This is a genomic window from Akkermansia biwaensis (assembly GCF_026072915.1).
Taxonomy (GTDB): domain Bacteria; phylum Verrucomicrobiota; class Verrucomicrobiia; order Verrucomicrobiales; family Akkermansiaceae; genus Akkermansia; species Akkermansia biwaensis.
Genome location: NZ_AP025943.1, coordinates 801,129 through 823,993 on the forward strand (window position 1 = coordinate 801,129; position 22,865 = coordinate 823,993).

Annotated in this window: 17 protein-coding genes and 1 tRNA gene; 10 read left to right on the top strand and 8 right to left on the bottom strand. The window is 58.2% G+C overall.

Annotation, left to right across the window (positions count from 1 at the left end; translation table 11 throughout):
• Positions 1-4 precede the first annotated feature (4 nt).
• The 3 genes from OQH67_RS03265 to rpsN all read right to left on the bottom strand — a co-directional run bounded on the left by OQH67_RS03265 (position 5) and on the right by rpsN (position 2,072).
• Positions 5-1,417 (bottom strand): hemolysin family protein, encoded by a 1,413-nt coding sequence (locus OQH67_RS03265; protein WP_215435685.1) that lies wholly within the window; start codon positions 1,415-1,417, stop codon positions 5-7.
• A 53-nt stretch (positions 1,418-1,470) separates the two neighbouring features.
• Positions 1,471-1,731, bottom strand: coding sequence for an FmdB family zinc ribbon protein (locus tag OQH67_RS03270; RefSeq protein ID WP_215435684.1), 261 nt, complete (start codon positions 1,729-1,731; stop codon positions 1,471-1,473).
• 71 nt (positions 1,732-1,802) lie between these two features.
• The gene (gene rpsN / locus OQH67_RS03275; RefSeq protein WP_067570980.1) at positions 1,803-2,072 is read right to left on the bottom strand and encodes a 30S ribosomal protein S14; all 270 of its coding nucleotides are present in this window, start codon (positions 2,070-2,072) and stop codon (positions 1,803-1,805) included.
• A gap of 446 nt (positions 2,073-2,518) precedes the next feature.
• On the opposite strand from rpsN, the gene OQH67_RS03280 reads away from it, so the two are divergent.
• The 9 genes from OQH67_RS03280 (at position 2,519) to OQH67_RS03320 (ending at position 13,418) form a co-directional block, all read left to right on the top strand.
• Positions 2,519-3,811: an argininosuccinate synthase gene (locus OQH67_RS03280; protein ID WP_215435683.1), complete on the top strand. Its 1,293-nt coding sequence runs from the start codon at positions 2,519-2,521 to the stop codon at positions 3,809-3,811.
• 91 nt (positions 3,812-3,902) lie between these two features.
• Positions 3,903-5,471, top strand: a complete 1,569-nt coding sequence (locus tag OQH67_RS03285) for a sulfatase-like hydrolase/transferase (RefSeq protein ID WP_215435682.1) — start codon at positions 3,903-3,905, stop codon at positions 5,469-5,471.
• A gap of 83 nt (positions 5,472-5,554) precedes the next feature.
• Positions 5,555-6,793, top strand: coding sequence for a transcription antitermination factor NusB (locus tag OQH67_RS03290; protein WP_215435681.1), 1,239 nt, complete (start codon positions 5,555-5,557; stop codon positions 6,791-6,793).
• Positions 6,794-6,845: 52 nt separating this feature from the next.
• Positions 6,846-7,610, top strand: coding sequence for a triose-phosphate isomerase (gene tpiA, locus OQH67_RS03295; RefSeq protein WP_215435680.1), 765 nt, complete (start codon positions 6,846-6,848; stop codon positions 7,608-7,610).
• Between the two features lie 507 nt (positions 7,611-8,117).
• Positions 8,118-8,801, top strand: coding sequence for a type II secretion system protein (locus OQH67_RS03300; RefSeq protein ID WP_215435679.1), 684 nt, complete (start codon positions 8,118-8,120; stop codon positions 8,799-8,801).
• A gap of 162 nt (positions 8,802-8,963) precedes the next feature.
• On the top strand, positions 8,964-9,536 hold the full coding sequence (locus tag OQH67_RS03305; RefSeq protein ID WP_147549687.1) for a hypothetical protein: 573 nt from the start codon (positions 8,964-8,966) through the stop codon (positions 9,534-9,536).
• A gap of 278 nt (positions 9,537-9,814) precedes the next feature.
• Positions 9,815-11,401: a sulfatase-like hydrolase/transferase gene (locus OQH67_RS03310; protein ID WP_215458885.1), complete on the top strand. Its 1,587-nt coding sequence runs from the start codon at positions 9,815-9,817 to the stop codon at positions 11,399-11,401.
• 698 nt (positions 11,402-12,099) lie between these two features.
• A complete protein-coding gene (locus OQH67_RS03315) occupies positions 12,100-12,252 on the top strand; it encodes a hypothetical protein (RefSeq protein WP_215435677.1) in 153 nt (50 codons plus the stop codon).
• Between the two features lie 263 nt (positions 12,253-12,515).
• Positions 12,516-13,418 (top strand): hypothetical protein, encoded by a 903-nt coding sequence (locus OQH67_RS03320; protein ID WP_215435676.1) that lies wholly within the window; start codon positions 12,516-12,518, stop codon positions 13,416-13,418.
• 131 nt (positions 13,419-13,549) lie between these two features.
• On the opposite strand, the gene OQH67_RS03325 is transcribed toward OQH67_RS03320, so the two are convergent.
• From OQH67_RS03325 to OQH67_RS03340, 4 genes are all read right to left on the bottom strand, one after another.
• Positions 13,550-13,625, bottom strand: a tRNA-Lys gene (locus OQH67_RS03325).
• Positions 13,626-13,712: 87 nt separating this feature from the next.
• On the bottom strand, positions 13,713-14,135 hold the full coding sequence (locus tag OQH67_RS03330; RefSeq protein WP_265145635.1) for an acyl-CoA thioesterase: 423 nt from the start codon (positions 14,133-14,135) through the stop codon (positions 13,713-13,715).
• A 47-nt stretch (positions 14,136-14,182) separates the two neighbouring features.
• A complete protein-coding gene (locus OQH67_RS03335; RefSeq protein ID WP_306511677.1) occupies positions 14,183-14,983 on the bottom strand; it encodes a ComFC family protein in 801 nt (266 codons plus the stop codon).
• Complete coding sequence (locus OQH67_RS03340; RefSeq protein ID WP_067571009.1) at positions 14,967-15,266, bottom strand: hypothetical protein; 300 nt, start codon at positions 15,264-15,266, stop codon at positions 14,967-14,969. Before OQH67_RS03340 ends, OQH67_RS03335 begins: the two co-directional genes overlap by 17 nt.
• Before the next feature lie 87 nt (positions 15,267-15,353).
• Here OQH67_RS03340 and mazG point away from each other — a divergent pair, with 87 nt between their 5' ends.
• A complete protein-coding gene (gene mazG / locus OQH67_RS03345) occupies positions 15,354-16,163 on the top strand; it encodes a nucleoside triphosphate pyrophosphohydrolase (RefSeq protein WP_215435674.1) in 810 nt (269 codons plus the stop codon).
• Positions 16,164-16,288: 125 nt separating this feature from the next.
• Here the strand turns inward: mazG and OQH67_RS03350 are convergent, their stop codons facing one another.
• Entirely contained in the window at positions 16,289-22,819 is a 6,531-nt protein-coding gene (locus tag OQH67_RS03350) for an autotransporter-associated beta strand repeat-containing protein (protein WP_215435673.1), read from the bottom strand.
• Positions 22,820-22,865: the final 46 nt, after the last annotated feature.

Here is a 22,865-nt window from a genome sequence, read left to right on the forward strand (position 1 = left end):
GGGATTATTTCTCCTCCTGTTCCTCCGGCAGCCTGGTCAGCAGAATCTGCGTGATCCTTCTGCCGTCCGATCCCGTCACCACGGCCCGGTAACGGCCTATTTTCAATTCCTCCCCTTCCTCCGGAATATGCCCCAGCTGGCTGATCATGTAGCCGCCCAGCGTGGTCACGCCCGGACAATCCAGGTCCATTTCCGGCAGGTAGTCCGCCAGGTCAAACAGGGTGACGGCGCCGTTCACGGCATAAGTATCCTTGCCCGTCTTGACGAATTCCCTCATTTCCTCCCGGTCAAACTCGTCCTGAATGTCATCGCCCACGATCTGTTCCAGAATGTCGTCCAGGAACACGAGGCCGATGGAATCCCCGAACTCGTCCACCACCAGGGCAAAATGGGCGTGCTCCTTCAAAAAGAAAGTCAGCAGGCTGTCCAGGGGCATCGTATCCGGCACCACGCGCAATTCCCGCTTCACGCTCATCAGGTCCGGATTATCCTGGCCCACGAGCTTGAGCAGGTCCTTCACGTGCACCCAGCCCTTCACCTCGTCCAGATGGTCTCCTTCCACCAGCGGAAAGCGGGTATGCCATGATTCCCGCGCCAGGGCCCAGTTCTCCTCAAAGGGAGCCGTCAGGTCCATGACGTCCACTTCGGAACGCGGCGTCATGACGTCCTTCACGCACATATCGTTCAATTCAAGGGCGTTCTTGGAGATTTCCGCCTCCTGCCGGGTCAGTTCGCGGGAGCGCTCGCTCTCCTCCACCAGGTACATCAGTTCATCCGTGCTGTGCACGGTGCACGCCGCCACTCCGGGATCAATACCCAGCAGGTATTTCATGATAAACCGGGCGATTCCGTTGGTCAGGCCGAGAATGCCCGTATATTTGAACACCCCATAAAAGGAATACAGCAGGGGGGCCACCGCCATGACGGACTTGCCGGGATGCCGGACCGCCATGCACTTGGGAAGAAATTCCCCCAGAACCACATGGCAGCAGGCAAAGAAAAGGAAGGTAAGAACCAGGGCCGCCCAGTAAACGGGTGCGGAGGCTTCCAGGCCCAGGGAGTACAGAAAGGGTGCCGTCAGCTCCGCCACGAACGGAGCGCCCAAAAAACCCAGCGCCAGGGAGGAAAGCGTGATGCCTATCTGGCAGGCGGACAAATACAGGTCCAGGTGCCTGACCGCCTTTTTAGCGAGGACCAGCTTCCTCCTCGTCCGCGCCGTGGCGCCTTCCTCAGCGTGCAGCTGGCTTTCGCGGACTTTCATCAGGGCGAACTCGCTCGCCACGAAAAACGCATTCAATAATAAGAAAAGGACAAGGCCGGCCACTGCCAGCGCTATCCCACCCAGCGCCGGTTCAATAACCGGCACTTCAGCGGCCCCGGAGGCCGCAAGAATACTCAGAGGGTCTGGATCACTCATTCCGTTGGATTTAAAATACGGGAAAAACCGTTCTCATGCACATGCTTTGTACGTCACAATTTTTCATAAACACCCTTGTCCCGTTTTTCCAGCACGGTAAAGCCGGCGGCCTTGGCGTCGGAAACGGACAGGGGCTTGGTGATTTCCGGGACGTTCACCCGGCTGATCACCTTGCGCACCGGGTGCTTGCATACCAGGCACTTTTCAAGCGGCGCACGGTCCACGGGCCTCCGCAATTCGAAACCGCGGCGGCACACCGGACAGGACTGTTCGGGATCGTCGGGGTGTTCGGAAATGTACTCGTATATGGGCATAGCAAAACGCTAGGCTAAATAAAAATCAGCCTAGCGTCAAAATCTTTGTAAGGCTGCAACCTTTTCCCCTCTTACCAGCTGGACTTGGTCACACCGGGGATCATGCCGGCGTTGGCCAGTTCGCGGAAGGAAATACGGGAAAGCTTGAAGCGGCGGATGAATGCACGGCGGCGGCCCGAAACAAGGCAGCGGTTGACCATACGGGTCGGGCTTGCATTGCGGGGCAACATGGTTAAACCGATATAATCCTTCTCAGCCTTCAATTGCTCGCGCAGCTCTGCGTAGCGCTTGACGGTGTCAGCCTTTTTCTTGTCTCTTGCTATCCAGCTCTTCTTAGCCATAAGTTCGGCGGAATAAGTAGAGGCCCCGCAGTGAAAAATCAAGCGCTTTTTTTCAATTTCATCAAATTCAAGCTGTTTTCAATGTCATCCGGCCTTTTCCCGTCCACACATCTATGACCCTGAATGCCTGCTTCTTCCATAAACGCACCGCGGAACACGCCGCCGGGGAACCCCTTCCGGGAAAGGACTCCCGGAATTGCTTAACACTTCCTAACCATCTCCGGAACTCCCGCTTCCCCGCCCTTCCGGGAAACCTTCCTTCTTCTTTTCTCTTCCTGTTCCCTCCCCGGCCCCACCCTGGCGGACCAGGGCAAAAACTCCGCCCATCCCCTCCCGCCCCTTCCGGAAGGGAATATTGAAAAAAGGACGCCGTACAAGACGATTTTGTCCTTTCCACCGGAAAGGGAATGGGGCATCATGACCGCGCACACTAATCACTGACGTACATGAAAATCGTAGTTGCATACTCTGGCGGCCTTGACACCTCCGTTCTTCTGAAGTGGCTCAAGGAAAAGTACAATGCCGAAATCATCGCATACTGCGCGGACGTAGGCCAGGCTGAAGAACTTGACGGCCTGGAAGAAAAAGCCCTTGCGACGGGCGCCTCCAAATGTTTCATCGGCGACCTCAAGGAAGACTTCGCCACCAATTACATCTTCCCGATGATGCAGGCCAACGCCCTGTACGAAGGCCGCTACCTGCTGGGCACCTCTATCGCGCGCCCCTGCATCTCCAAGGACATGGTGGACCTGGCCATCCGGGAAGGAGCGGACGCCATCGCCCACGGCGCCACCGGCAAGGGCAACGACCAGGTGCGCTTTGAACTGGCCGTGAACGCCCTGGCACCCAACATCAAGGTCATCGCCCCGTGGCGCGACCCCGAATTCCGCAGGCAGTTCCCGGGCCGCACGGAAATGATCGCCTATGCGGAATCCCACGGCATTCCGATCCGCCAGTCCCTGAAAAAACCGTACTCCATGGACCGCAACCTGCTCCACATCTCGTTTGAAGCGGGCATGTTGGAAGACACCTGGTACGACGGCACCACCCCGGCCGACCGTGAAATGTACAAGCTTTCCGTCTCTCCGGAAGACGCCCCGGACCAGGCCGAATACATCCAGCTCCTGTATGAAAAGGGCGACGTGGTCGGCATTCAGTACGACGGACTGGACGGCCTGCTGAAAGAACTGGACGTCACCCCCCGCGGCGAACGCGACGGCTACACCCTGCTCAGCCCGCTGGGCGTCATGTATGTGCTCAACGCCCTGGGCGGCAAGCACGGCATCGGCCGCGTGGACATCGTAGAAAACCGCTTCGTAGGCATGAAGAGCCGCGGCATTTATGAAACCCCCGGCGGCACCATCCTGCTGGCGGCCCACCGCGACATTGAAACCATCACCGTGGACCGCGAAGTGCAGAAAGTGCGCGACTCCCTCATTCCGGAATACGCCACGCTGGTGTACAACGGCTTCTGGTTCGCGCCGGAACGCGAGGCCATCCAGGCCCTGGTCACCAAATCCCAGGAAACCGTCAATGGCGAAGTGCGCCTGAAGCTCTACAAGGGCAACATCATGTACGCAGGCCGCCGTTCCCCGCAGTCCCTGTACTCCGAAGAAATCGCCACCATGGAAGGCGGTCACGAAGAACTGTACAACCAGGACGACGCCGAAGGCTTCATCCACCTCAACGGCCTGCGCCTGAAGCAATTCAGCCGCGTCAACAAACCTTACGGCCACTAAAGGCACCGACTTTTTGCCAGCCGTCCGGAAAAGTAATTTCCGGGCGGCTTTTTATTTATCGATAGAGGAAATTGTCCCTGCCGTACTATTCATGATGCACACTTTCCTGCGACTCTTCCTGCAGACGGCCCTTTTGATGACCGCCGGCCTATCCCAGGCAGCCGTAACCCCGCCCAAACCCAACATCATCCTCATTTATGCGGACGACATGGGCATGGGACTGCTGGGATGCTACGGCGAGAGCCTCGTCAAAACGCCCAATATCGACCGTCTTGCCGAACAGGGCGTCATGTTCACCAGGTGCTACAGCAGCCAGTACTGCTGCCCGGCGCGCGCCTCCCTGCTCATGGGCGTGCATGACAGCCACTCCAAATCCTACTCGGAAACTCCCGGAGGCCTGGTCATCACGGCGGAAAAACAAGGCTGGAGCAATGAGGAATTTGAACAAAAGGCCGCCCGGAGGGCAGGCATCAAGCCCACCCCGCAGGAAGTATTCCTCCCGGAAATGCTGAAAAAGGCCGGCTACGTGACAGCCCAGTTCGGAAAACTGGACTGGGGCTTCACCACCTGGCACGGGGAGTTGCAGCGCCACGGCTGGGACCACTACGTAGGCTACATGGACCATGTGCGCGCCCACGGCTACTATCCCTCCTTCCTCTGGAAAAACGGAGAACGCCTGCCGCTGGAAGGAAACACGCACGCCGATGCGGGAAAAACTCCGGAAAACTACTCCCAGGGCGCTACGGAAAAACGCCGCGGCAACCGGGAGGGCAAAGTCACCTACGCCCCGGACGTCATGCTGCGGGAAACCCTCAAATTCATGGAGGAAAACCGCAAAAAGCCCATGTTCATCTTCTTCTCCACCAACCTTCCCCACGGGCCGGTGGACATCCTCCCCGCGGAAAACGTCTATGCCGGGAACCCGGAAATACGCAAGGCCTACGCCAACGCCTCCGGCGGCAACAAGGAATGCGGCGCGGCGGCGGAGGAATACGCCTCCATGGTGGACAAGCTGGACAGGCAGGTGGGGGCTATCGTCGCCCAGGTGCACAAGCTGGGCCTGGAGAAACACACCATGATCATCTTCGCTTCCGACAACGGGCATGAAATCTACTACCGCACGGACAAGGGCCGAGGCCGCGGCCTCGACTACCACGGCGGGGTAGTGGATAAAAACGGGGAACTGCTGGACATCTTCCGCGGCAACCGCGGGAAAGTGGGCCTGAAAAATGCCATGGTCAACTTGGCGGGACTCAAATGGACCAACCACGAAGGAGGCATCCGCGTTCCCATGATCGTTTCCTGGCCGGGAACCCTCCCGCACGGAAAAGTCTGCCACGGCCTGGTGGCCAATTACGACCACATGGCCACCTTTGCCGACCTGGCGGGAGTCCGCATGCCTGAGGGCAAGGACGCCGTCTCCTACAAAAACATGCTGCTGGGCAAACCGGGCAAATTGAGGGACTACATCGTCATCGACCACACGATCATCACCGGAGACGGCTGGAAACTGACCATGAAAAACGGCCAGTGGCTCCTGTTCCAGATCAGCAGGGACCCGGAAGAAAGGAACAATCTGGCGGAAAAACAGCCAAAACAACTGGAACGGCTCCAGGCCATTTACAAAAAGGAAGCGGGTAGTCCGCGGAAAGACAGGTAATAGGGAGAAATCTCCGCAGCTTTCCATTCCTTTCCGCTTTTTTGCTGGTTGAAACTTCCCCATTCCGCAGGTAGAGTGCCCCGGTGAACAGCAACCTATCCAACTCGCGCCAGGCCGCCCTGGCCTGCCTGACGCGCTGGCATGAAGGCCGCGCCTTTGCGGAAACCCTGGTGGACCGGGAATGTTCGCGGCTCTCCCTGTCCCCGGCGGACAGGCATCTGGTACAGGCCCTGGTCTTCGGCGTTCTGCGCAACCAGAGCTGGCTGGACCACGTGATCGGCACGTTGCGCCAGGGCAGGCTGGACATGAACGTGCGGCTCATTCTCCAACTGGGACTGTGCCAGCTCTTTCTGCTGGGCATGGCGGACCATGCCGCCGTGTATGAAACCGTCAATCTGGCGCCGTCCCGCCTGCGGGGGCTGGTCAACGCCATCCTGCGTAATGCGCTGCGGAAGGAAAAAGCCATTCTGGCGGAACGGGAAAAACTCCCCCTTCACATCCTTTATTCCACCCCGCGATGGCTTGTGGAAAAATGGACGGCCCAGTTCGGTCCGGAAGCCGCCCGGAAGCTCCTTCAATGGAACAACACCACGCCGCGGCTCTACGTGCGCGCCAATTCCCTCATTCCCTTGAATGACCCCCCGGAGGGCCTCGTCCCGCTCGGCGGCGCTCCCGGCTGGTTCTCCGTGGAAGGCCTCCTGCCGCTGAAAGACGTCAACTCCGGTGCCCTGTACGTAGCGGACCCCTCCACCCGCTACGCCATCGACCTGCTGGCGCCGCAGCCGGATGAGGAAATCCTGGACGCCTGCGCCGCCCCCGGAGGAAAATCCGCGGCCATCATCGCCGCCACCGGAGGAAAAGCGCGCCTCACCGCCACGGACCTTCACGAACATCGTCTGCCTGTCCTGCGGGAAAATCTGGCAAGGTACGGTTCCCCCTCCGTGGCCACGGCCCAGGCGGACTGGACCCAGCCCTGCCCTCCGCAATGGGAAAAGCGTTTTGACGCTGTACTGCTGGACGTTCCCTGCTCCAACACAGGCGTCATCCAGCGCCGCGTGGACGTACGCTGGCGCCTGAATCCGGAGGAAATCCGGCGGCTGGCCGCCCTCCAGCGGACCATTCTGGAAAACGCCTCCCGCGCCGTCAGACCGGGAGGAAGGCTTGTTTATTCCACCTGTTCCATTGACGCGGAGGAAGACGGACTGCTGGTCCGGGAATTCCTGAAGGACCACCCGGAATGGACCCTGAAAGAAGAAAAACTCGTCCTTCCGCAGGAGGAAAAATCGGACGGAGCATATGCGGCCCTCTTGATCTGTGCTTGACCTCGGCCCCGATTTGTCAACAATGCCTGCTCCTGATTAATTCATTCCATTTATGTCCCGCAAACCAATTATTGCCGCCAACTGGAAGATGAACATCGGCCCCGCTGAAGGCGCCCAATTCATCGAAAGCTTCAAAACCATCCTCAAGGGGAAGGACGTCGCCTGCGACACCGTGATCGTTCCCCCCTTCACCACCATCCCCTCCGTGCTGAACGCCCTGGGCGGCTGCGGATGCATCGCCATCGGCGCCCAGAACGTTTCCCAGTATGACAACGGAGCCTACACCGGTGAAATCTCCACCAGCATGCTCCAGGAGCTGGGCCTCAAGTACGTAGTGCTCGGCCACAGCGAACGCCGCCAGTACTTCGGTGAAACGGACGCCATCATCAACGCCAAGATCAAGAAGGCCATCGCCGCCGGAATCACCCCGATCTTCTGCATCGGAGAAACCAAGGACGAACGCCTGGGAGGTATTCTGGAACCCGTGCTGGAAATCCAGCTCAAGGGCGGTCTCAAGGACCTGACGCCGGAAGAAGTCGCCAACCTGGTCATTGCGTATGAACCCGTCTGGGCCATCGGCACCGGTCTGACCGCCACTTCCAAGGAAGCCCAGGAAGCGCACGCCTTCATCCGCAAGGTCGTTGCGGACGTCTTCGGCGCAGATACCGCCGCCAAGGTACGCATCCAGTACGGCGGTTCGGTGAAGCCGGAAAACGTGGAAGAACTCATGGCCCAGCCGGACATTGACGGCGCCCTGGTGGGCGGCGCTTCCCTGAAGCCGGAATCCTTCGCCGCGCTGGTCACAGCCGCTAAATAAGCGGCCTCGCACCATTCCTTTTTACCACCAGGCCGGTCCCTTCGGGGACCGGCCTTTTTCGTTTCCGGGGCACATGCCCCCGCCATCTCCGTCCCGGATGCACGGTTTGGCAAAAGGTCCCTGAGCGGCGCGGCGCCCATGCCTTACACGGGCAGAATGCACCGGCCTCCCTTCGGACAGGCACGTTCCTGGAGAGGGACGGAAACCCCGTCTTTCCGGAAAAAAGGCGTTCCCCATCGTCATCGCAGCCCATAAAAAGGCGGAATCACGGCGGCGGCGCTGGCGGGGACCTGGGGCATCCGCTCCGTGAAGCCGGCCTCCCGCCTTTCCCTGTGTCATATCCGGGGACGGTTTCCCGGTAATATCCGTCGGAATATTTCATAAAGCACTCACATACCATCAGGACAGCCGCCCATGCAGCTGATTGGAAACAGGCGCGGCTTTTCACCGGCGGAAACAGTTTCTGGCTTTTCAAGCGGCGACAATCATGTACAATGGCAGGAAATCATGAAAGCCCGCTCATTTACCTCACGCAGCAAAGGTTTCACGCTCATTGAAGTTCTCGTGGTCATCGCCATTCTCGCCCTGTTGGCGGGCATTTCCTACACGGTATATTCCCACGCCACGGAAACGGCGGCACGGACGCGCTGTACGGACAATCTTCACCGGTTGAGCGACTGGGGCAAGGAATTCGCGGCCCAGAACGGGGGCAAGCTTCCCTCCAGCGGCATGAAGGACAGCCTCCTGAGCGCCAAGGCCTGCCGCAACTGGTGGGACGCCCTGGCCCCCATCGTCAACGCCGGCCAGCCGGACCTGATCCCCCTCACGGACAAGGACCCCCACATGCTCCCGGACACCTTCCGCTGCAAGAATGACAAGCACCTTGCCTACTTTAACTCCAACGACTCCAACCAGCCCGCCGGGCCGGACACCGTCTCCTACACCAGTTGGCTGGACAACCGGAAGGGCCGCCCCATGAACGTGGCCCGCGGGCAGGCCCTGAGGAACAAGCCGTGGCTCAGCGACGGCAACCCCATTGACGGCCGCAGCGTCATCACCTCGCAGGACTTTGATGAAATCGTGGTTCCCGCTCTGGAACGCCACCAAGGAGCTATCATGGTACTTTACGCAGACGGAAAAATAGCGCCCGTTGAGGACCCCACGTTTGAAAAAGTCACCAAGGACTCGTAAGAAACTCTTCTCCCCTGCCGGAAGGCCCGTTCTACAGTCCGGAAGCCGGAAAGTGATGGCATTTTCTTCCTTCTCCCGCTGATTCGCCTTTACGAATACGGGATAATCATTAAGGTTAGCGTTCAGATGAACCCGTATACCTCCTTTGAGCATCCGTATGAAATGATACCGTTGCATGTGGCGGGGTACATCCTGGGTTCCGTCCTGCTGCTCGGCCATCTGTTCGCCTTGGTGAAAAGACAGCAAACGCAGGCGTTCCTGCTGGCTTCTCCGCGCAACCATCTGCTCGCCCAGATTCTGCTGGCGGTGGGCCTGTTCTGGTTCTTCCTGCTGGTGGCTCCCCAGGGACTGGGAATCCTGAGTTCCCTCCGCGTGGATCTGGCGGAATTCGAGGGCATCCGGTGGCTGCTCCAGCTTGCCTGCCCCGTCTTTCTGGTCCTGATGATCACCCAGGTGAAAAACCTGCTCTTCCCGCGGGCTCTCGGCCTCTTCGGACTGATGGTGGCCTCCCCCCTCCTCTTTGCCGCCTATCTGAAAGATCCGGTCACGCGTCTGCTCATCCCCGTCTGGTGCTACATCGTTATCTTCCTCTCCCTCCTCTGGATAGGAAAACCCTATCTCTACCGGGACATGGTCAACAAAATCTGTTCCAAACCCTCCTGGTGGACTCCCCTTTGCCTGGGCGGCATGGCCTATGGAGCCGCCATCCTGCTCTGCGCCATTCTGTGGTGGTAGCACGGACTGAATCCTGACGCCGGATCCGGCACTCTTCACCGCCGGAATCCTCATGGCTCCCGCGGAAAACAAGATTCCGGGGAAACCGGGCTGATGACCGGGAACGGCGGCACCCCCTTCGGAAAAAAGGAATATCCGGCATACTCTCATACAGCCATGCCATGGACAGTAAAACGCCCTGCATGTTTTTCCCGTTCCGGCGCACCGCCGGCATGCTCCGTCTGTTCCTTCTTGAGCCGCTTAAAGAAGGCTGGCAGAAAATGCTTTTATTCTCTCACATGATTTCCTATACCTCCCTTATGCGCTGTTCAATCCGGCTTATCTCCTACCTGGCAATAGCCTTTGCTTCCCTGCAAGCCGGCCACGCCGGCCGGCCCAACATTGTCCTCATCCTGGCCGACGACATGGGCTGGTCCGATCTGGGCTGCTACGGTTCCGAAATACCCACCCCCAGCATCGACTCCCTCGCCAGGCAGGGCATGCAGGCCACGAGGTGCTACACGGCTTCCCGCTGCTCCCCCTCCCGCGCCTCCATCATGACCGGGTGCGAGCCGCACAAGGTGGACGTGGGCCTGCTGGACGACGACAGCGGCCGCCCCGGCTACCGGGGACGCCTGAAGCCGGACATCCCCACCCTGCCGGAACTGCTGAAAAAAGCCGGCTACCGCACCTACCTGTCCGGAAAATGGCATCTGGGGAAAGTGCGGGGGACCTATCCCTGGGACCGCGGCTTCGATCGCTACCGCGGTCTTCTGGGCGGAGCGGCGGACTATTACAAGCCCATGCCGGACCGTCCCTTCGGAGAAGACGGCAGACTGCTCAAGCCGGAAGACCTGCCCGATGACTTCTACATGACGGAGGACATCACCAAGACCGCCCTGGCATACATTGACGATGCCGCCAGAGCCAAGGCTCCTTTCTTCCTTTATGTGGCCTACACGGCTCCGCATACACCCCTCCAGGCCCCCAGGGGGGAAATAGAAAAAATGCTGCCCCTGTACGAAGGCAAATCTCCCGGCTCCATTGCCGCCAAACGGCTGGAAAACCAGAAACGCCTGGGCATCGTCCCCCCTTCCGCCAAGCTGGGGATGCACAACAAATTCAATCCGGCCGGCTATGAAAAAACTTCTGCGGAACGCAAGGAATACATAGCCGAATGCATGGCCACCTACGCCGCGCAAATCTCCATCATGGACCGGGGCATCGGGAAAATTCTGGAATCCCTGGACCGCCACCATCTCAGCGGCAACACAATCGTCATGTTCCTGTCGGACAACGGAGCGACGGCGGAAATGCCGCAAAACAACAAAAACAAAAAAACCGCGCTGCCCATCGGCCTGCTGGGGGAAGTCGGCTGCCGGGACGGTTACGGCCCCATGTGGGCGGCCGTATCCAACACGCCCTACCGCCAGTACAAGATTGAAACCTTTGACGGCGGTCTCTCCGCCCCCTTCATCATCCGCTACCCCAAGGTCCTGCGCTCCGGAACACGCTATCACTCCCCGTTCCTGCTCCAGGACATCGCCCCCACCTGCCTCACCTGGGCCAAACTGCCCGTCCCCGGCCACATGGACGGCAAGCCGCTCAACTCCTATTGGTCCAAACCCGCTTCCATTCCGCCGGAAAAGGTATGGGACAGTATTCCCAACACCTGCCCTCCCCGCACCATCTTCTGGGAGCACCAGAGAAACCGCGCTGCCCTGACGGACAAATTCAAGCTGGTGGCTCCCAACCGGGGTCCCTGGCAGGTTTACGACATCAGGGACAGGACGGAACAAAATAACCTGGCTCCCCAGCACAAGGCTCTGGTGGAACAACTCTCCGGGCAGTACAGGAAGTGGGCGCAGGAAACGCATGCCGAATAATCCCCCCACTCCCGCAAGTCAGGAAAAACCTGCCAGAACCGGAACACCTCCCTTCTCCGGCCTCCCCGGTTGAAACGCCTCTTGCGGAAAAATCGTGATTAATCCGGAGCCATTCCCCTTTCGAACGGCCCTTACTGGAAACTCTCCGGAAACTGTTTCTCCGGACACCCGGAATACATCCAGAGGAAGTTCCCGTTAAAGAAAACGGCATTATTAAACAAATCTCCGGGACTTCTGCCTTTCATCGGAAAACGCAGAGACGGGCTTTTCCAAAAGCGCGGTTCCTCCGGGAAAAACACCGCCCCCGTCTGAAGAACGTTCATGCAAGCGTTATCTTCCCCGGAACAACAGATGTACAGGACTCCAAGGAAGAAGAAACAGCGCAAAAAATACCTTTCTCGTTACTTTATCAAAATAAAAATTCACGAAATAGTGAATAATTTGCAGAAAACGAAATTTATTCGCAGTTCCATGAAAAGCAGCCCATTCCTCCTTGCAAGGCGGTGTGCACCTCTGTCTTTATTCTCCCGACCTTTCGGGAGATACTGTCCACCTGACAAGATTTCCTCACTGGCTGGAGACATGAAAAAAGAAAGGAAAAAAGCACATGCCGGATCAGTAATTCCTCCGTGATTTTATCATCCCTTATATTTTCATTCTCAATAATTCTCACAAAAAGCCCCCTTGGACCGGAATTCATGAAAAAACTGCTGTTCCGTCAAGTGTGCATCGCGCAGTTTCCCTTGACAAACAGCCTGCCGATCTTCTTCCCTTCCCTTGCAAAAGTTGCAAGGATGAGACCTGTTTTTACCGCTGCGTTTCCAAAACCGACAATTCTTCCTTTTTTCTAACAATTATTGAAACTACAGAAGCATTCCGTTTCAAGATGATATAGTATTAGAATACTTCTAAATTAAGAAAAACTCATTGATTATAAATACAGTTTAATTAAACTTTCATGAGTCTTCTTTCAGATGAATACTCCATTCTTCATATTCAAATCTTAAATTATTTTTACAATATGGAATATTTTTGAGATATAAGCACCGAAGATTTTTTTAAATGTATTTTGCGCAGAATGCCCCCCTGAATTTCCTCTCTCCTGCATGTCGCCATGTCTAAAGAAACCAATAACTCTTTCCTTAAAAAAGCGAACATATTCCAGCCCATTCTGGTGATCTTCATCTCCATCGTCGGCGGTACGCCGATAGAAAACGGTCATACCGGAAAAATCATTATTCTCATCATTCTGGGTCTTGCCTTCATCGTCTGGCATGTGGAATGCCAGCTCATGCTCAATAAAAAAGGGGATGAAGAAGAACAGTCCTGCATCCGCAAACGCCAGACTGCGGCCCTCTATGAAAAGGCATGTACCGCCCTCAGCAAAGAATATGAAAACTTTGCCAACAAATTGGACGGCTCACGGGAGATGCCCTGGGACTTCGGCCAGGGAAGCGGTTTCCTGTGCTCCACGATTGCCGCCGCATTGGCGGAATATAAAAAATCCCTCATTTTCGAAGTGCTTTACATCAAGGCGGAAAAGACGGGAGATCAAACTCTGCTCAGCGTAGCTGGATACGCCCAGGGAGACCATAATGACGGTACTCCGTCCATTCTGGCACAACTGCCGCGGCCGGTCACCAATACCCCTTCCATGCTGGATGAACAGCTATTCCTGGAGCACCGTCTCAATCCCCTGGTTCTCTCCACGCCCCGTCAGGTGGCGCGCTTTTTCTTCCGCAAGCGCAACCAGCCTCCGGAGAAAAAATATCTGCAATACATTGCCGTTCCCGTGGTGTGCCACAGGAATGAAATCGTGGGCCTGATTGAAGTGGCCGTGAAGAAAACCCCGCTTCTGTCTCCGCCCGTGGTCTTGGAAGACCATGAACTGGCCGTTGTCAAATCATGGCTGTATCACCTGAAAAACCACTTTCTGCTGTTTCATAAAATAGAAAAAAGCCTGGCCGGAAAGGCAAGCCGCCCGGACTTTCCGGAAGACCGGGATTCCTGCGCCTGATGTCCGGTTCCGCTGGTTCATTCAGAAAACAGGGCCTTGAGGAACATTTTCATAAGCCTTCCGGCCCGTATAACCGATAAAAAAACTCCGCGGGGAATGATTCCCCGCGGAGTTTCAATTTGGAAAAGAGATGGTACTTGGACCGGGACTCGAACCCGGGACCAATAGATTAAAAGTCTACTGCTCTACCAACTGAGCTACCCAAGCACTTTACCCTTGCTGGAAGGGCGGGAGCAGTAAACACCACCTTTCTGCACATGGCAAGAGCAAAATGGGGCACGGAATGAAAAAAAATCAGGACTCCATGCAGGCCTGCCACCGGGTGCGCCATTCCGCCGGAATGCGTACGGGACGGCCCTGGGGCATTTGCACGAAGGCGAGCTTCTGATGCGCTCTCACCAGCAAATCGTCGTTGGAAGCGCGGCGCATCTCGAAATCACACCAGAAACTGGTCCTTTCCACGGACTCAAGCCACCCCGTCGTCACAATCGTATCCCCCAGCACGGCAGGCCGAACATAGTCGATTTCATGACGCACCACCACGGTGAACTGCTGGAGGTCGCCCATGATTTTATAGTCCATGCCCAGCTTTACCCCCAACTTGGTACGGCAGGCTTCAATCATGCGCAGATAGGCCAGATTGTGGACCACGCCTCCGCAATCCGTATCATAAAACATGACCTCGTCTTTCGTTTGAAACGCCAGCTCCGGATTCATGGTCTCATTGTAGGAAGGATGAAGAGGCCTTGAAAGAAAATTCCGGTTCAGCCATGCCATGCGTGATGCGTGCGCGCCAGGGTCAGTACGCAGACGGAAGAGGCTCCGGCGCGGAGCAGCAGGCGGGAGCACGCGTCCGCCGTGGCCCCGGTGGTGAACACATCGTCCACCAGAAGAATGTCCCGGCCCCTGACGGGACGGCGTTTCAACCTGCTTTCATGCACGGCGTATATTTTCCGGGCGTGCCTGAGGCGCTGCTCCCGTGCCAGGCTTGCCTGGGGCATCCGGTCCGGCAGGCGTTTCAACACACGGCTGACGGCCCAGCCAAGCTCCTTCCCCAGCAGCACGGCCAGTTCCTCCGCCTGGTTGTATCCCCTCCGGACAAGTTTGAGCCGGTGCATGGGGACCGGGACCAGCAGGCACTCCCTCCCTCCGAACCAGTGGCGGTTTTCGCGCACGGCTTCCGCCATCATCCCGGCAAAAGTCCCGGCCAGATGCAGGGCTCCGGCATATTTGAAGGAAAGGAGCAGTTCCCTCAGTTCTCCGTCATTGACGTACACGGCGCGCGCCTCCTCAAAGGAGGGGGCGTCCACGGCACAGCGGGCACACATCCCGCCGGGAATGAAGGAACCCTCCGCCGGCTCCCCGCAAACGGCGCAGAAGGGCGGCTCTATCGGAATAAAACGCTTCCGGCATGCCGGGCAGACGTATCTTCCGTCCGGGCAGCGGCAACCGCATAGCTCACAGACAAAAGGATATACCCAGGAAGTCCATTCCCTGAATATTCCCGCCAGCATTCCCCCACGTATCAAAAGCTCCCGGGAAAACCCGCTATTCATTCTCCTCATCCGGAGAGACGGCGGATTCTTCCTCCGGCATGTCTTCCAGAAGCTTGTCAATGGCCTCAATCAGACGCCACGGGCAGCGCTTGCGCTGGTATTTGCGCCACAGCAGGTCGCGCAGGGTAATCCAGAGGTCACGCGTAAATTCCACCTGTTCCCATTCCACATCGTCGCGTTCCGCACGGCCCACCTTGGGGGCGCATTCCAGCTTCCACTTGTTGGCGTGGTGGCATGCCCTGTACACCAGGGTTCCTTCATCCGTGCGTTCTTTCCACGTGTGAACTTCCATGCGGGCGAGTGTGCAGGGAGATTCCTTCCGGGTAAAGCGGAATTTTTGCTAGTCATCCGCCCCCGCGGGATTAGTATGGCCCCTGTCATGAACGACACTGAAATGATTGAATGCCACGAGCCTGCCCTCCAGATGCAGCGCCTCATCTCCATCATGAAGCGCCTACGCGCGCCGCAAGGCTGCCCCTGGGACGCCGAACAGACACACAAATCGCTGATCACCAACATGATTGAGGAAGCGTACGAGGCTGTGGACACAATCCAAAGGGACGACTGGCAACAAATGCGGGAGGAACTGGGCGACGTGCTGCTTCAGGTCGTTTTTCACGCGGAAATCGCCCAGGAAAACGGACGGTTCGATTTCAATGACGTGGCCGCCGAAGTCAGTGAAAAGCTCATCCGCCGCCACCCCCACGTATTCGCCAGCTCCCGGGCGGATACGACGGACGCCGTCCTGACCCAGTGGGACAAAATCAAAAGACAGGAAAAAGGGGCGGAAGCCACCCCCTACCTGCACGGCACGGGCAAGGGGCTGCCCGCCCTTCTCCGGGCCTGGAAACTTCAGAAAAAAGCCGCGAAAGCCGGGTTTGACTGGCCGGACGCCCAGGGAGCCCTGGACAAGGTGAAGGAAGAAACGGCTGAATGCGAGGAGATACTGCCCCTGCCGGAAGAAGACCCGCGCCTCACGGAAGAACTGGGGGACCTGCTGTTTTCCGTGGTGAACCTGTGCCGCAAAAAGGGAATAGACCCGGAAGTGGCCATGGCGGGCGCCAACAAAAAGTTCGAACGGCGTTTCAATGAAATGGAACGCCTGCTGGCCAGGGACGGCCTCACACTGGACCAGGCGGACCTGGACGCCATGGAAGCCCGCTGGCAGCAGGCGAAATCCGCCGAATAACGGAGTTCCCAGCTATTTCTCTTCCGGGAATCGCGTTTCTCTCCGCGGTTCCCGGATTTTTTATGCGCCGCTCTCCCGGCCCTGAATCCGAAGGGAAACAGGGAGAACAGGAGCCCGGCGGCCGCTCAATGCCTGCGGCGGCGCAGCAAAAGCACCCCCAGCCCCAGAAGGCCCAGTGCGGCGGAGGCGGGTTCGGGAACCGGACGCACCAGCGTAACCACACCGTCATTCATCCAGGTGCCTTCATTGTCCAGCACGAAACCGGCATTTTTCAGAGCGGTATCGTACAGCACACAGACCGTGGAGAAATCGGCGTTGGAAGCGCTGCCCAAAAGGTCCCTGTCACACAGGACAAAGTTGATGGTGCTCACCCGGGAGGCCGTCAACTGGTCAATCAAGTTGCCGCTGCATTCCGTAAGCAGCAGATTCACCCCTCCGGAAAAGTCCAGGGATGCCTGTCCCGTTCCGGTGATCAGCGCATTGGTCGTCCAGGTGGAGGCATTTGTCATGGAGAAATTGCCGTCTGCATAGCTGATGTTCAGGCCGGCAACGGAAGAGGCCGCGGAAGAAACGGTGAGGGAGGAAAATTCCCCCATCCTGATGCCGGAGTCCACAGCATGAATCAGCATGTCGGTGATGACGGCCTGCTGCCCCGCGGCGACATCCAGCAGAGACCCGGAAAACTCCGTATGGGAGAGGGTGGCTCCGGTCCTGACATCCACATTCACGCCATGGAACAGGGCGCGGTCCGCGGAACTTCCGCCCCGGACAATGCCGTACCCGCCGGAGGACCCGAACGAAGCCCCGGCCACGGAGGAGGAACCCGCCCCGGTCCGCGCCGTCACCGTCACGGAGGCATCCGCCGGGGAAGAAGAGTTCAGCGTATTGACAGAGGCCCCGATCCCTTTCAGCTCCACGGAACTGACGTAGGAAACAACCCCGGCCTTGACGTCCAGCCGGGAGTCCGCCCCTTGCAGAACAACTCCGGCCTTCGTGTTGAGGGCTTCCGCATGGGCCAGTTCCAGGGCGGCATGGTCCGTCACGCGGAAAGTGCCGTCCCAGGTATTGGCGCCTCCCAGCACCACGCGGCCATTCCGTTCGGCGTTGTCGTTCCTGATGCTGATGGTCCCGGAGGTTTTGCCGGGCTTGATTTCCCCGTTGAAGGTCATCACATGACTGTCCCCGGACGCGGTCATGGTGTCCGGATCATATCCGGTCGTGTCCAGTACGAAGTCCGCGCTCCCGGCGTCCACCACCATTTCATAAGTGGTGCTCCAGTCGGCATCCAGCATGCCCAACGTGCCCCCGCCATTCAGAAGAATCATGTTGCCGACCCTGGCAACGCCGTTTTCCGTATAAGCCGTTCCGGACAGGGAGCCGAACCCGCTGCCCAGCCGCAGCACGCCTCCGTCATTCACCTGCAAGTCATAATCATACACGTTTTTGGAACTTCCGCCCCCTACGACCAGATTGCCGTTTTCAGAAACATTCAATTCCCCCGTCAGGAAAAGCGTCTTCGCCACCCTGATGATCCCCTCCTGAATGTCCAGGCCTGCCAGGCGGGCGTTCCCGACAGTCTGGGAGAACGTTCCCGTCTTGATCAGGCTGATATAGCCGGAATCGTTCATCAGGCCGTTGTCGTACATATCCACATACCGCCCGAATCCCATGTCGCCATTGTAAACGCGGTCCTGCCTCTGGGTGGACAAATGCAGCGTGACGGAGGAATCCCTTCCGGCGCTTTTCTCCGCCGTAATGGCGGATTCCTCATCCATCCCCGCCACTCCGGCCAGGCTCCATTCATGGCCCTCATCCATGGGATAGAGGTGAAGCACCGTCGTTTTCGCTCCGTTCAAGCTCAGGTCAAAGGAGGCATGGTTCCACTTGTTCTGCGCCAGGGAGGCCTGCACCACCCCGCTGGCCCCGGCAGCCGCTCCCATGCTGACGGTTCCGGAAAAGCCGGAGCCGTCGTCCAGCCGGAAAACGCTATTGGCATGATCGGTGGAATCCTGCAAAAACAGGTTGGCGGCAGCACCGCCCTGAACCCGGGAAATCACGGCGCCGACCACCCTGTCCGTATGAGTCACCGTTACGCGGGAATCCTCAGCAACCGTCAACAGGTTGTTCAGGGACGCCACCTGCTGGACAAATCCGGAACTGGCATAATCCAGAGCCAGGGAAGTTCCGTCAAACATCCGTATTTCCCCCGTTCCCAGCGCGGAGGAGTCACGCATGACGATCCTGCCGCCATTGACTTCCGTTCCTCCGGAATAGGTGTTCGCCGTCTCTATCAGGAGCGTTCCCTTTCCATCCTTGGTCAGAATGGTTTTCCAGTCACTGCTTCCGTAATCGTCCGGCAGCGGGCCGTCGGCAATCATGCCTCCTCCGGCATGGGCCCGGAAAATGTAATTGACGTCGTCCTTGACCCGGATGGATGCGGGCCGCACCGTTCCCCTGATCTGCACGACGTTATATTCCTCTCCTCCGTCCATTTCCACAGCCCCCGTCTTTCCATCTCCCTCCCCGCCGAAGGCGACGTGATAAGAATCCCTGTAAAAACCGTTCACTCCCAGGTTCTTGTCCAGCCCCTCCAGCCAGTGGTCCCGGTCCGTTCCCTGGCCCTCCGCCTCCGTATTGGCAAACCAGACATTGTCCGTAGCTGCCACGGCCTCGTCATTTTCCCCGCTTTCCCCATTGTACCAGGTGCGGGTGGGGGTATTGGTGACGGTCATCACCAGATTCATGGAATCCTCCGTAATCTTGATGATGCCGAAATAGCCGCCGCCCACGGAAATCGTACGCGTCTGGAATCCTCCCAGGCTGCCGTTGACAAAAATGCCGTTTTCCGTGGTTACCAGGTAGTATTCCTTGTCAATCGTGCTCGTGCCGCTGAAGTTATATCCGGAAAAGCGCACCAGCACATCTCCGTCCAGATTCAGGCGGCCGGAATCCGCTATCCCCTCCACGCCCGTGATGGACAGCAGCGGATATTCCGCCTGTTCCACCGGAAGAATGTCACAGTCAAAATACAGGTAGGCCGAGTCGGAAATTGAAACGGAACCGTTCACCACGGCGGTTTCCGGCACTTGAATCACGCCGTCCCCGGCGGCCACTTCCCTGGAAGCGGAAGTGACGATGTGAAGAGCGTACCCGGAATTGATCGTCATGTTCCCCATCCCTTCGCCCCAGTCCTGCACAACGCCTCCGGAAGCCACGCCTTCCGTCACGCCCAGTTTCAGCGTAGTTCCTCCATGCAGGACGGCACTCGTATTTACCTTGAGATTGTTGAATCCGAGCGTTCCCTCCTGGAGGGTCAGATGGCGGACGGTGGCCGTGTGGATATATTGCGACCCTTTCCCCGCCTTGACCAGAGACAGCGTCTCCTTGCCGGCCGCAGTGACCTTCCCTGAAGAAGTGGAACCGTATGCGGAAGCCGTTCCGAAAACGCCGGCAAAATACAGTTCATCCGCCTCCCCCACATCAAGCGTCAGCGTACTGGTGGAATTGGTCAGAACGCGCAGGGTGTCCACTTCTCCGGCGATGGAATAGGCGCCGCCGTAGTATTCCGTGTCCTGCGTCTTGCCGATCAGGTCTCCCTGCAATCCCGCCAGAACGGAATCCGACCGGACCAGGAGAATGTGGTACAGGTCCATGCGCTCCTTGCCTTCAAAGGTGGTTCCGTTGTCGGAGGCATTCACCACATGCCCGCGCGTCAGGTTCACCCTGGCGTTCCTCAGAGCGTCGTCTTCTATGGAAAGCTGAACCGCTCCCGGCTTGCGGACGTCAAGGCGGTCGTTGTTGGCATTGGCATTGGCAGAGAATTTGGCCGTGGAATACAGGATGTAGTTGTCCAGCTTCACTGTGCCGCTGAAATCGGATTTTTCCCCTTCCGGCAGGTTTTCATCGCTTATGTGGAACATGCTCGCCCATTTGTCCGCCCCGTTGGACGTAGTGGAGGTATAGCCCATCAGCGTCAGCTCCCCATACCCGCTCAGCCTTCCTGTCAGACTCAGGGTGCGCCAGTGGCGGGAAGTCAGGTAGTCCCACTGGTAGCCGGAGTTGTTTTCCGAGTTTTCATCCCGTTCCGCCAGGGACATCGGAGAATAGCCGATGATAATCCGGGCCGAGTCCTTGGAGGAGGCGCCTATCTGAATGTCATTGGAAATTGTCGGATTGCGGTAGGAGCTGTCCAGTTCGTTCGCGAACGGATAATTGATGTAGAGCTGCGTCCCGTCCGCCATGCGGATGCTGCCGGAGCCAAGCGCTCCTTCACGCGCCGCAAGAATGCTGCCCTCCAGGATCTCCGTGCCTCCGGAAAACGTATTGCAGGTAGCCAGCGTCAGCATTCCCTGTCCCTCCTTGCGCAGACGGCCCGGAGTATCCGCCCCGGCATCCGCAATGCCGCCGCCTTCCGCCACCGCATGGAACCGGTAGCCCAGGCCGTCATTCGCCGCCTTGTCCACCGTTACCGTCATGCTGGAGATGCCCACCGTGCCGTCGATGTAAACGTCAAAGCTGTTGATGTCCTTTCCGGACAAGTCCTTCATGCCGAAGCAGACTTCCCGGTCTCCATTCCGAAACGTCAGGCCGCCCTCCCACGGGCTGCTGCCGGAAGAGCCGTCCGTCCATACATTGCCTTCCGTGGAGCCGGCGGCATTTCCCTGCCAGACGTAATAGGTGAATTTGTCCGTATCGAAAAAGGTTCCGGTCAGCGAGGAGGAATCCAGCCCGGTCAGCAGCATCTGCCACCTGTCGCTGCCCTGAACGTTCAGCGTAATGCCGCCGTACACGTCGATGTCCCGGTAAATCCGGTTGCCGTCCGCATCCTTCCCCTCGGCATACCGGATTATTTCCTTGTGCACTCCTTCGGAAAGGGACAGCGCATGCCCGTCAGTCACGGAAACCAGCTTCCGGGAGATTCCGGATTCCGCGTCCGGCCCGGGGGCATTCACCGTCAGCATGCTTCCATGGGAAAATTGGACGGAGGAATCCAGCTCCAGTGTTCCCTCCATGTCCATGACCAGCTCATGGCCGAACGTGATTGTTCCGGAGGATTGAATGGACATCAGGGCCAGTTCGGACGCACGGGCGCTTCCGTTCAGGGTCAGGGAAGCGCCGGAGGCGATGTCCAGCCGTGCGCCGGAAGACATGGAAAAACCGTCTTTCAGCGTGATGCCGCCGCCTTCCCCTATGCGGAGCGTTCCGTTCTGAATATCCAGGCTGCCCAGATGGGCCGCATAAAGAGTCTGGGTGCCGGTTCCCTTCTTGACCAGGTTGATGATTCCGGTTCCGTCCGCTTCAATAACCTTTCCGGTGGTGTAGCTGTCCCTGTCCGCAGTGCCCGCATGGTAGGCTCCGTCCGCCCCTGCTCCTCCGATGATTCCCTTGAATTCATGGTCTTCCGCATTATCGACCGTCAGGGTAGCGGTCTTTCCGTTGCCGACCGTGACGCGGGAGGAGCCGCCTGCCGTGTCCCCTTCAAGTCCGGCGACGCTCAAATCCCCTTCCAGCTTCAGCACCACATAGGCGGGCGTGCCGACTCCGGACGTCAGCCAGTTGTCCAGGTCGCCCGGATTCGTTCCTCCCTGGCGGATCAGGGAGAGGTCCACCACGGTGGAGTGCATGTCGCCCGCTGCCTGGACCTGGACGGGAGTGTTGTAATTGCCGTTGCCGTCCATTTTGGAACGGGGAGCCGCCGTTTCCAGCGTTCCGCTGAAACCGCTCATATCCGCCCCGGTCAGGTCAAAGATGGAAACGCGGGCGCGGCTGGTGTTTTCCAGCACCAGGGTTCCGGTTCCCGCAATCCTGCCCTGCAGGAAAGCCGTACGGGCCGTGGAATTGGAAAATCCCAGGTAAACCCTGGAATCCGCTCCACCTGCCAGATTGATGTCCATCCGGTAATATTTATCCTTGTTTCCGGCATCGCTCACGTTGGAACTTTCCAGGAAAATGTCTCCGGAACCCTCCATCGTTACGGCGCCGTCGTAACCCTCTTCCGGACGGGCCGCCCCACCTGCCGGCACAACGATGTCCGCCCCGGCGGCCAAAGATTCCGCGGCATTCCTCCAGGTTCCCGCCGCCGAACAGGCCGGGACCTCCTGCCGGAGGGGCTCCTGTTCCGGCCCGTCTGCGTCCCCCTGTTTCTCCTCATCCTGTTCCTCATCCTTCCCGGATGACGGCCTGGAACCATCCTTTCCCGCATCCGCATGATAGGGAGGCGGAGAAGACGGGTGCAGATGGTTTCCAGTGGAAGGAACAGGCATCATCGGACGGCTGTTCCCTGAAACCAGAGCATTTGCCAGCACGCCGTGAACCAGTTTGACCGCGGCGTCATTGTCGTCCTGGAACGTATACTCCTGCCCAATATGGGAAACCGCCACTTTCCCGTTGAAAAGCTCATCGGAACGCAGTTCCCGTCTGAGATGCCATTCCTCTCCCGGTTTCAGCGGAAAAGAAGGGGAAATCCTCACCAGATGCACCGCTTCCCCGGTTCCAGAATGGCCGTCCGCAGATTCCAACACGGCGTCCACTTTTCTTCCCGTCCTGTTTTCAAAGTAAAAAGTAACGCCCTCCCATAATTTTTTCTGCCGGGCCGGGTATTGCACCAGCAGCCCTCCCTTTTCCTTCAATTCCTTGTAATCATTAACAGTCAACATATATTCACCATCCGACAGCACGGCTGCATCACGTTGACCTGCGGGA

What these genes read in the sequence shown, in the direction of transcription:
- OQH67_RS03265 (WP_215435685.1), bottom strand. Translation starts at nt 1,417, where the DNA reads ATGAGTGATCCAGACCCTCTGAGTATTCTTGCGGCCTCCGGGGCCGCT.
- OQH67_RS03270 (WP_215435684.1), bottom strand. Translation starts at nt 1,731, where the DNA reads ATGCCCATATACGAGTACATTTCCGAACACCCCGACGATCCCGAACAG.
- rpsN (WP_067570980.1), bottom strand. Translation starts at nt 2,072, where the DNA reads ATGGCTAAGAAGAGCTGGATAGCAAGAGACAAGAAAAAGGCTGACACC.
- OQH67_RS03280 (WP_215435683.1), top strand. Translation starts at nt 2,519, where the DNA reads ATGAAAATCGTAGTTGCATACTCTGGCGGCCTTGACACCTCCGTTCTT.
- OQH67_RS03285 (WP_215435682.1), top strand. Translation starts at nt 3,903, where the DNA reads ATGATGCACACTTTCCTGCGACTCTTCCTGCAGACGGCCCTTTTGATG.
- tpiA (WP_215435680.1), top strand. Translation starts at nt 6,846, where the DNA reads ATGTCCCGCAAACCAATTATTGCCGCCAACTGGAAGATGAACATCGGC.
- OQH67_RS03300 (WP_215435679.1), top strand. Translation starts at nt 8,118, where the DNA reads ATGAAAGCCCGCTCATTTACCTCACGCAGCAAAGGTTTCACGCTCATT.
- OQH67_RS03305 (WP_147549687.1), top strand. Translation starts at nt 8,964, where the DNA reads ATGATACCGTTGCATGTGGCGGGGTACATCCTGGGTTCCGTCCTGCTG.
- OQH67_RS03310 (WP_215458885.1), top strand. Translation starts at nt 9,815, where the DNA reads ATGATTTCCTATACCTCCCTTATGCGCTGTTCAATCCGGCTTATCTCC.
- OQH67_RS03315 (WP_215435677.1), top strand. Translation starts at nt 12,100, where the DNA reads ATGAAAAAACTGCTGTTCCGTCAAGTGTGCATCGCGCAGTTTCCCTTG.
- OQH67_RS03320 (WP_215435676.1), top strand. Translation starts at nt 12,516, where the DNA reads ATGTCTAAAGAAACCAATAACTCTTTCCTTAAAAAAGCGAACATATTC.
- OQH67_RS03330 (WP_265145635.1), bottom strand. Translation starts at nt 14,135, where the DNA reads ATGAATCCGGAGCTGGCGTTTCAAACGAAAGACGAGGTCATGTTTTAT.
- OQH67_RS03335 (WP_306511677.1), bottom strand. Translation starts at nt 14,983, where the DNA reads ATGAGGAGAATGAATAGCGGGTTTTCCCGGGAGCTTTTGATACGTGGG.
- OQH67_RS03340 (WP_067571009.1), bottom strand. Translation starts at nt 15,266, where the DNA reads ATGGAAGTTCACACGTGGAAAGAACGCACGGATGAAGGAACCCTGGTG.
- mazG (WP_215435674.1), top strand. Translation starts at nt 15,354, where the DNA reads ATGAACGACACTGAAATGATTGAATGCCACGAGCCTGCCCTCCAGATG.
- OQH67_RS03350 (WP_215435673.1), bottom strand. Translation starts at nt 22,819, where the DNA reads ATGTTGACTGTTAATGATTACAAGGAATTGAAGGAAAAGGGAGGGCTG.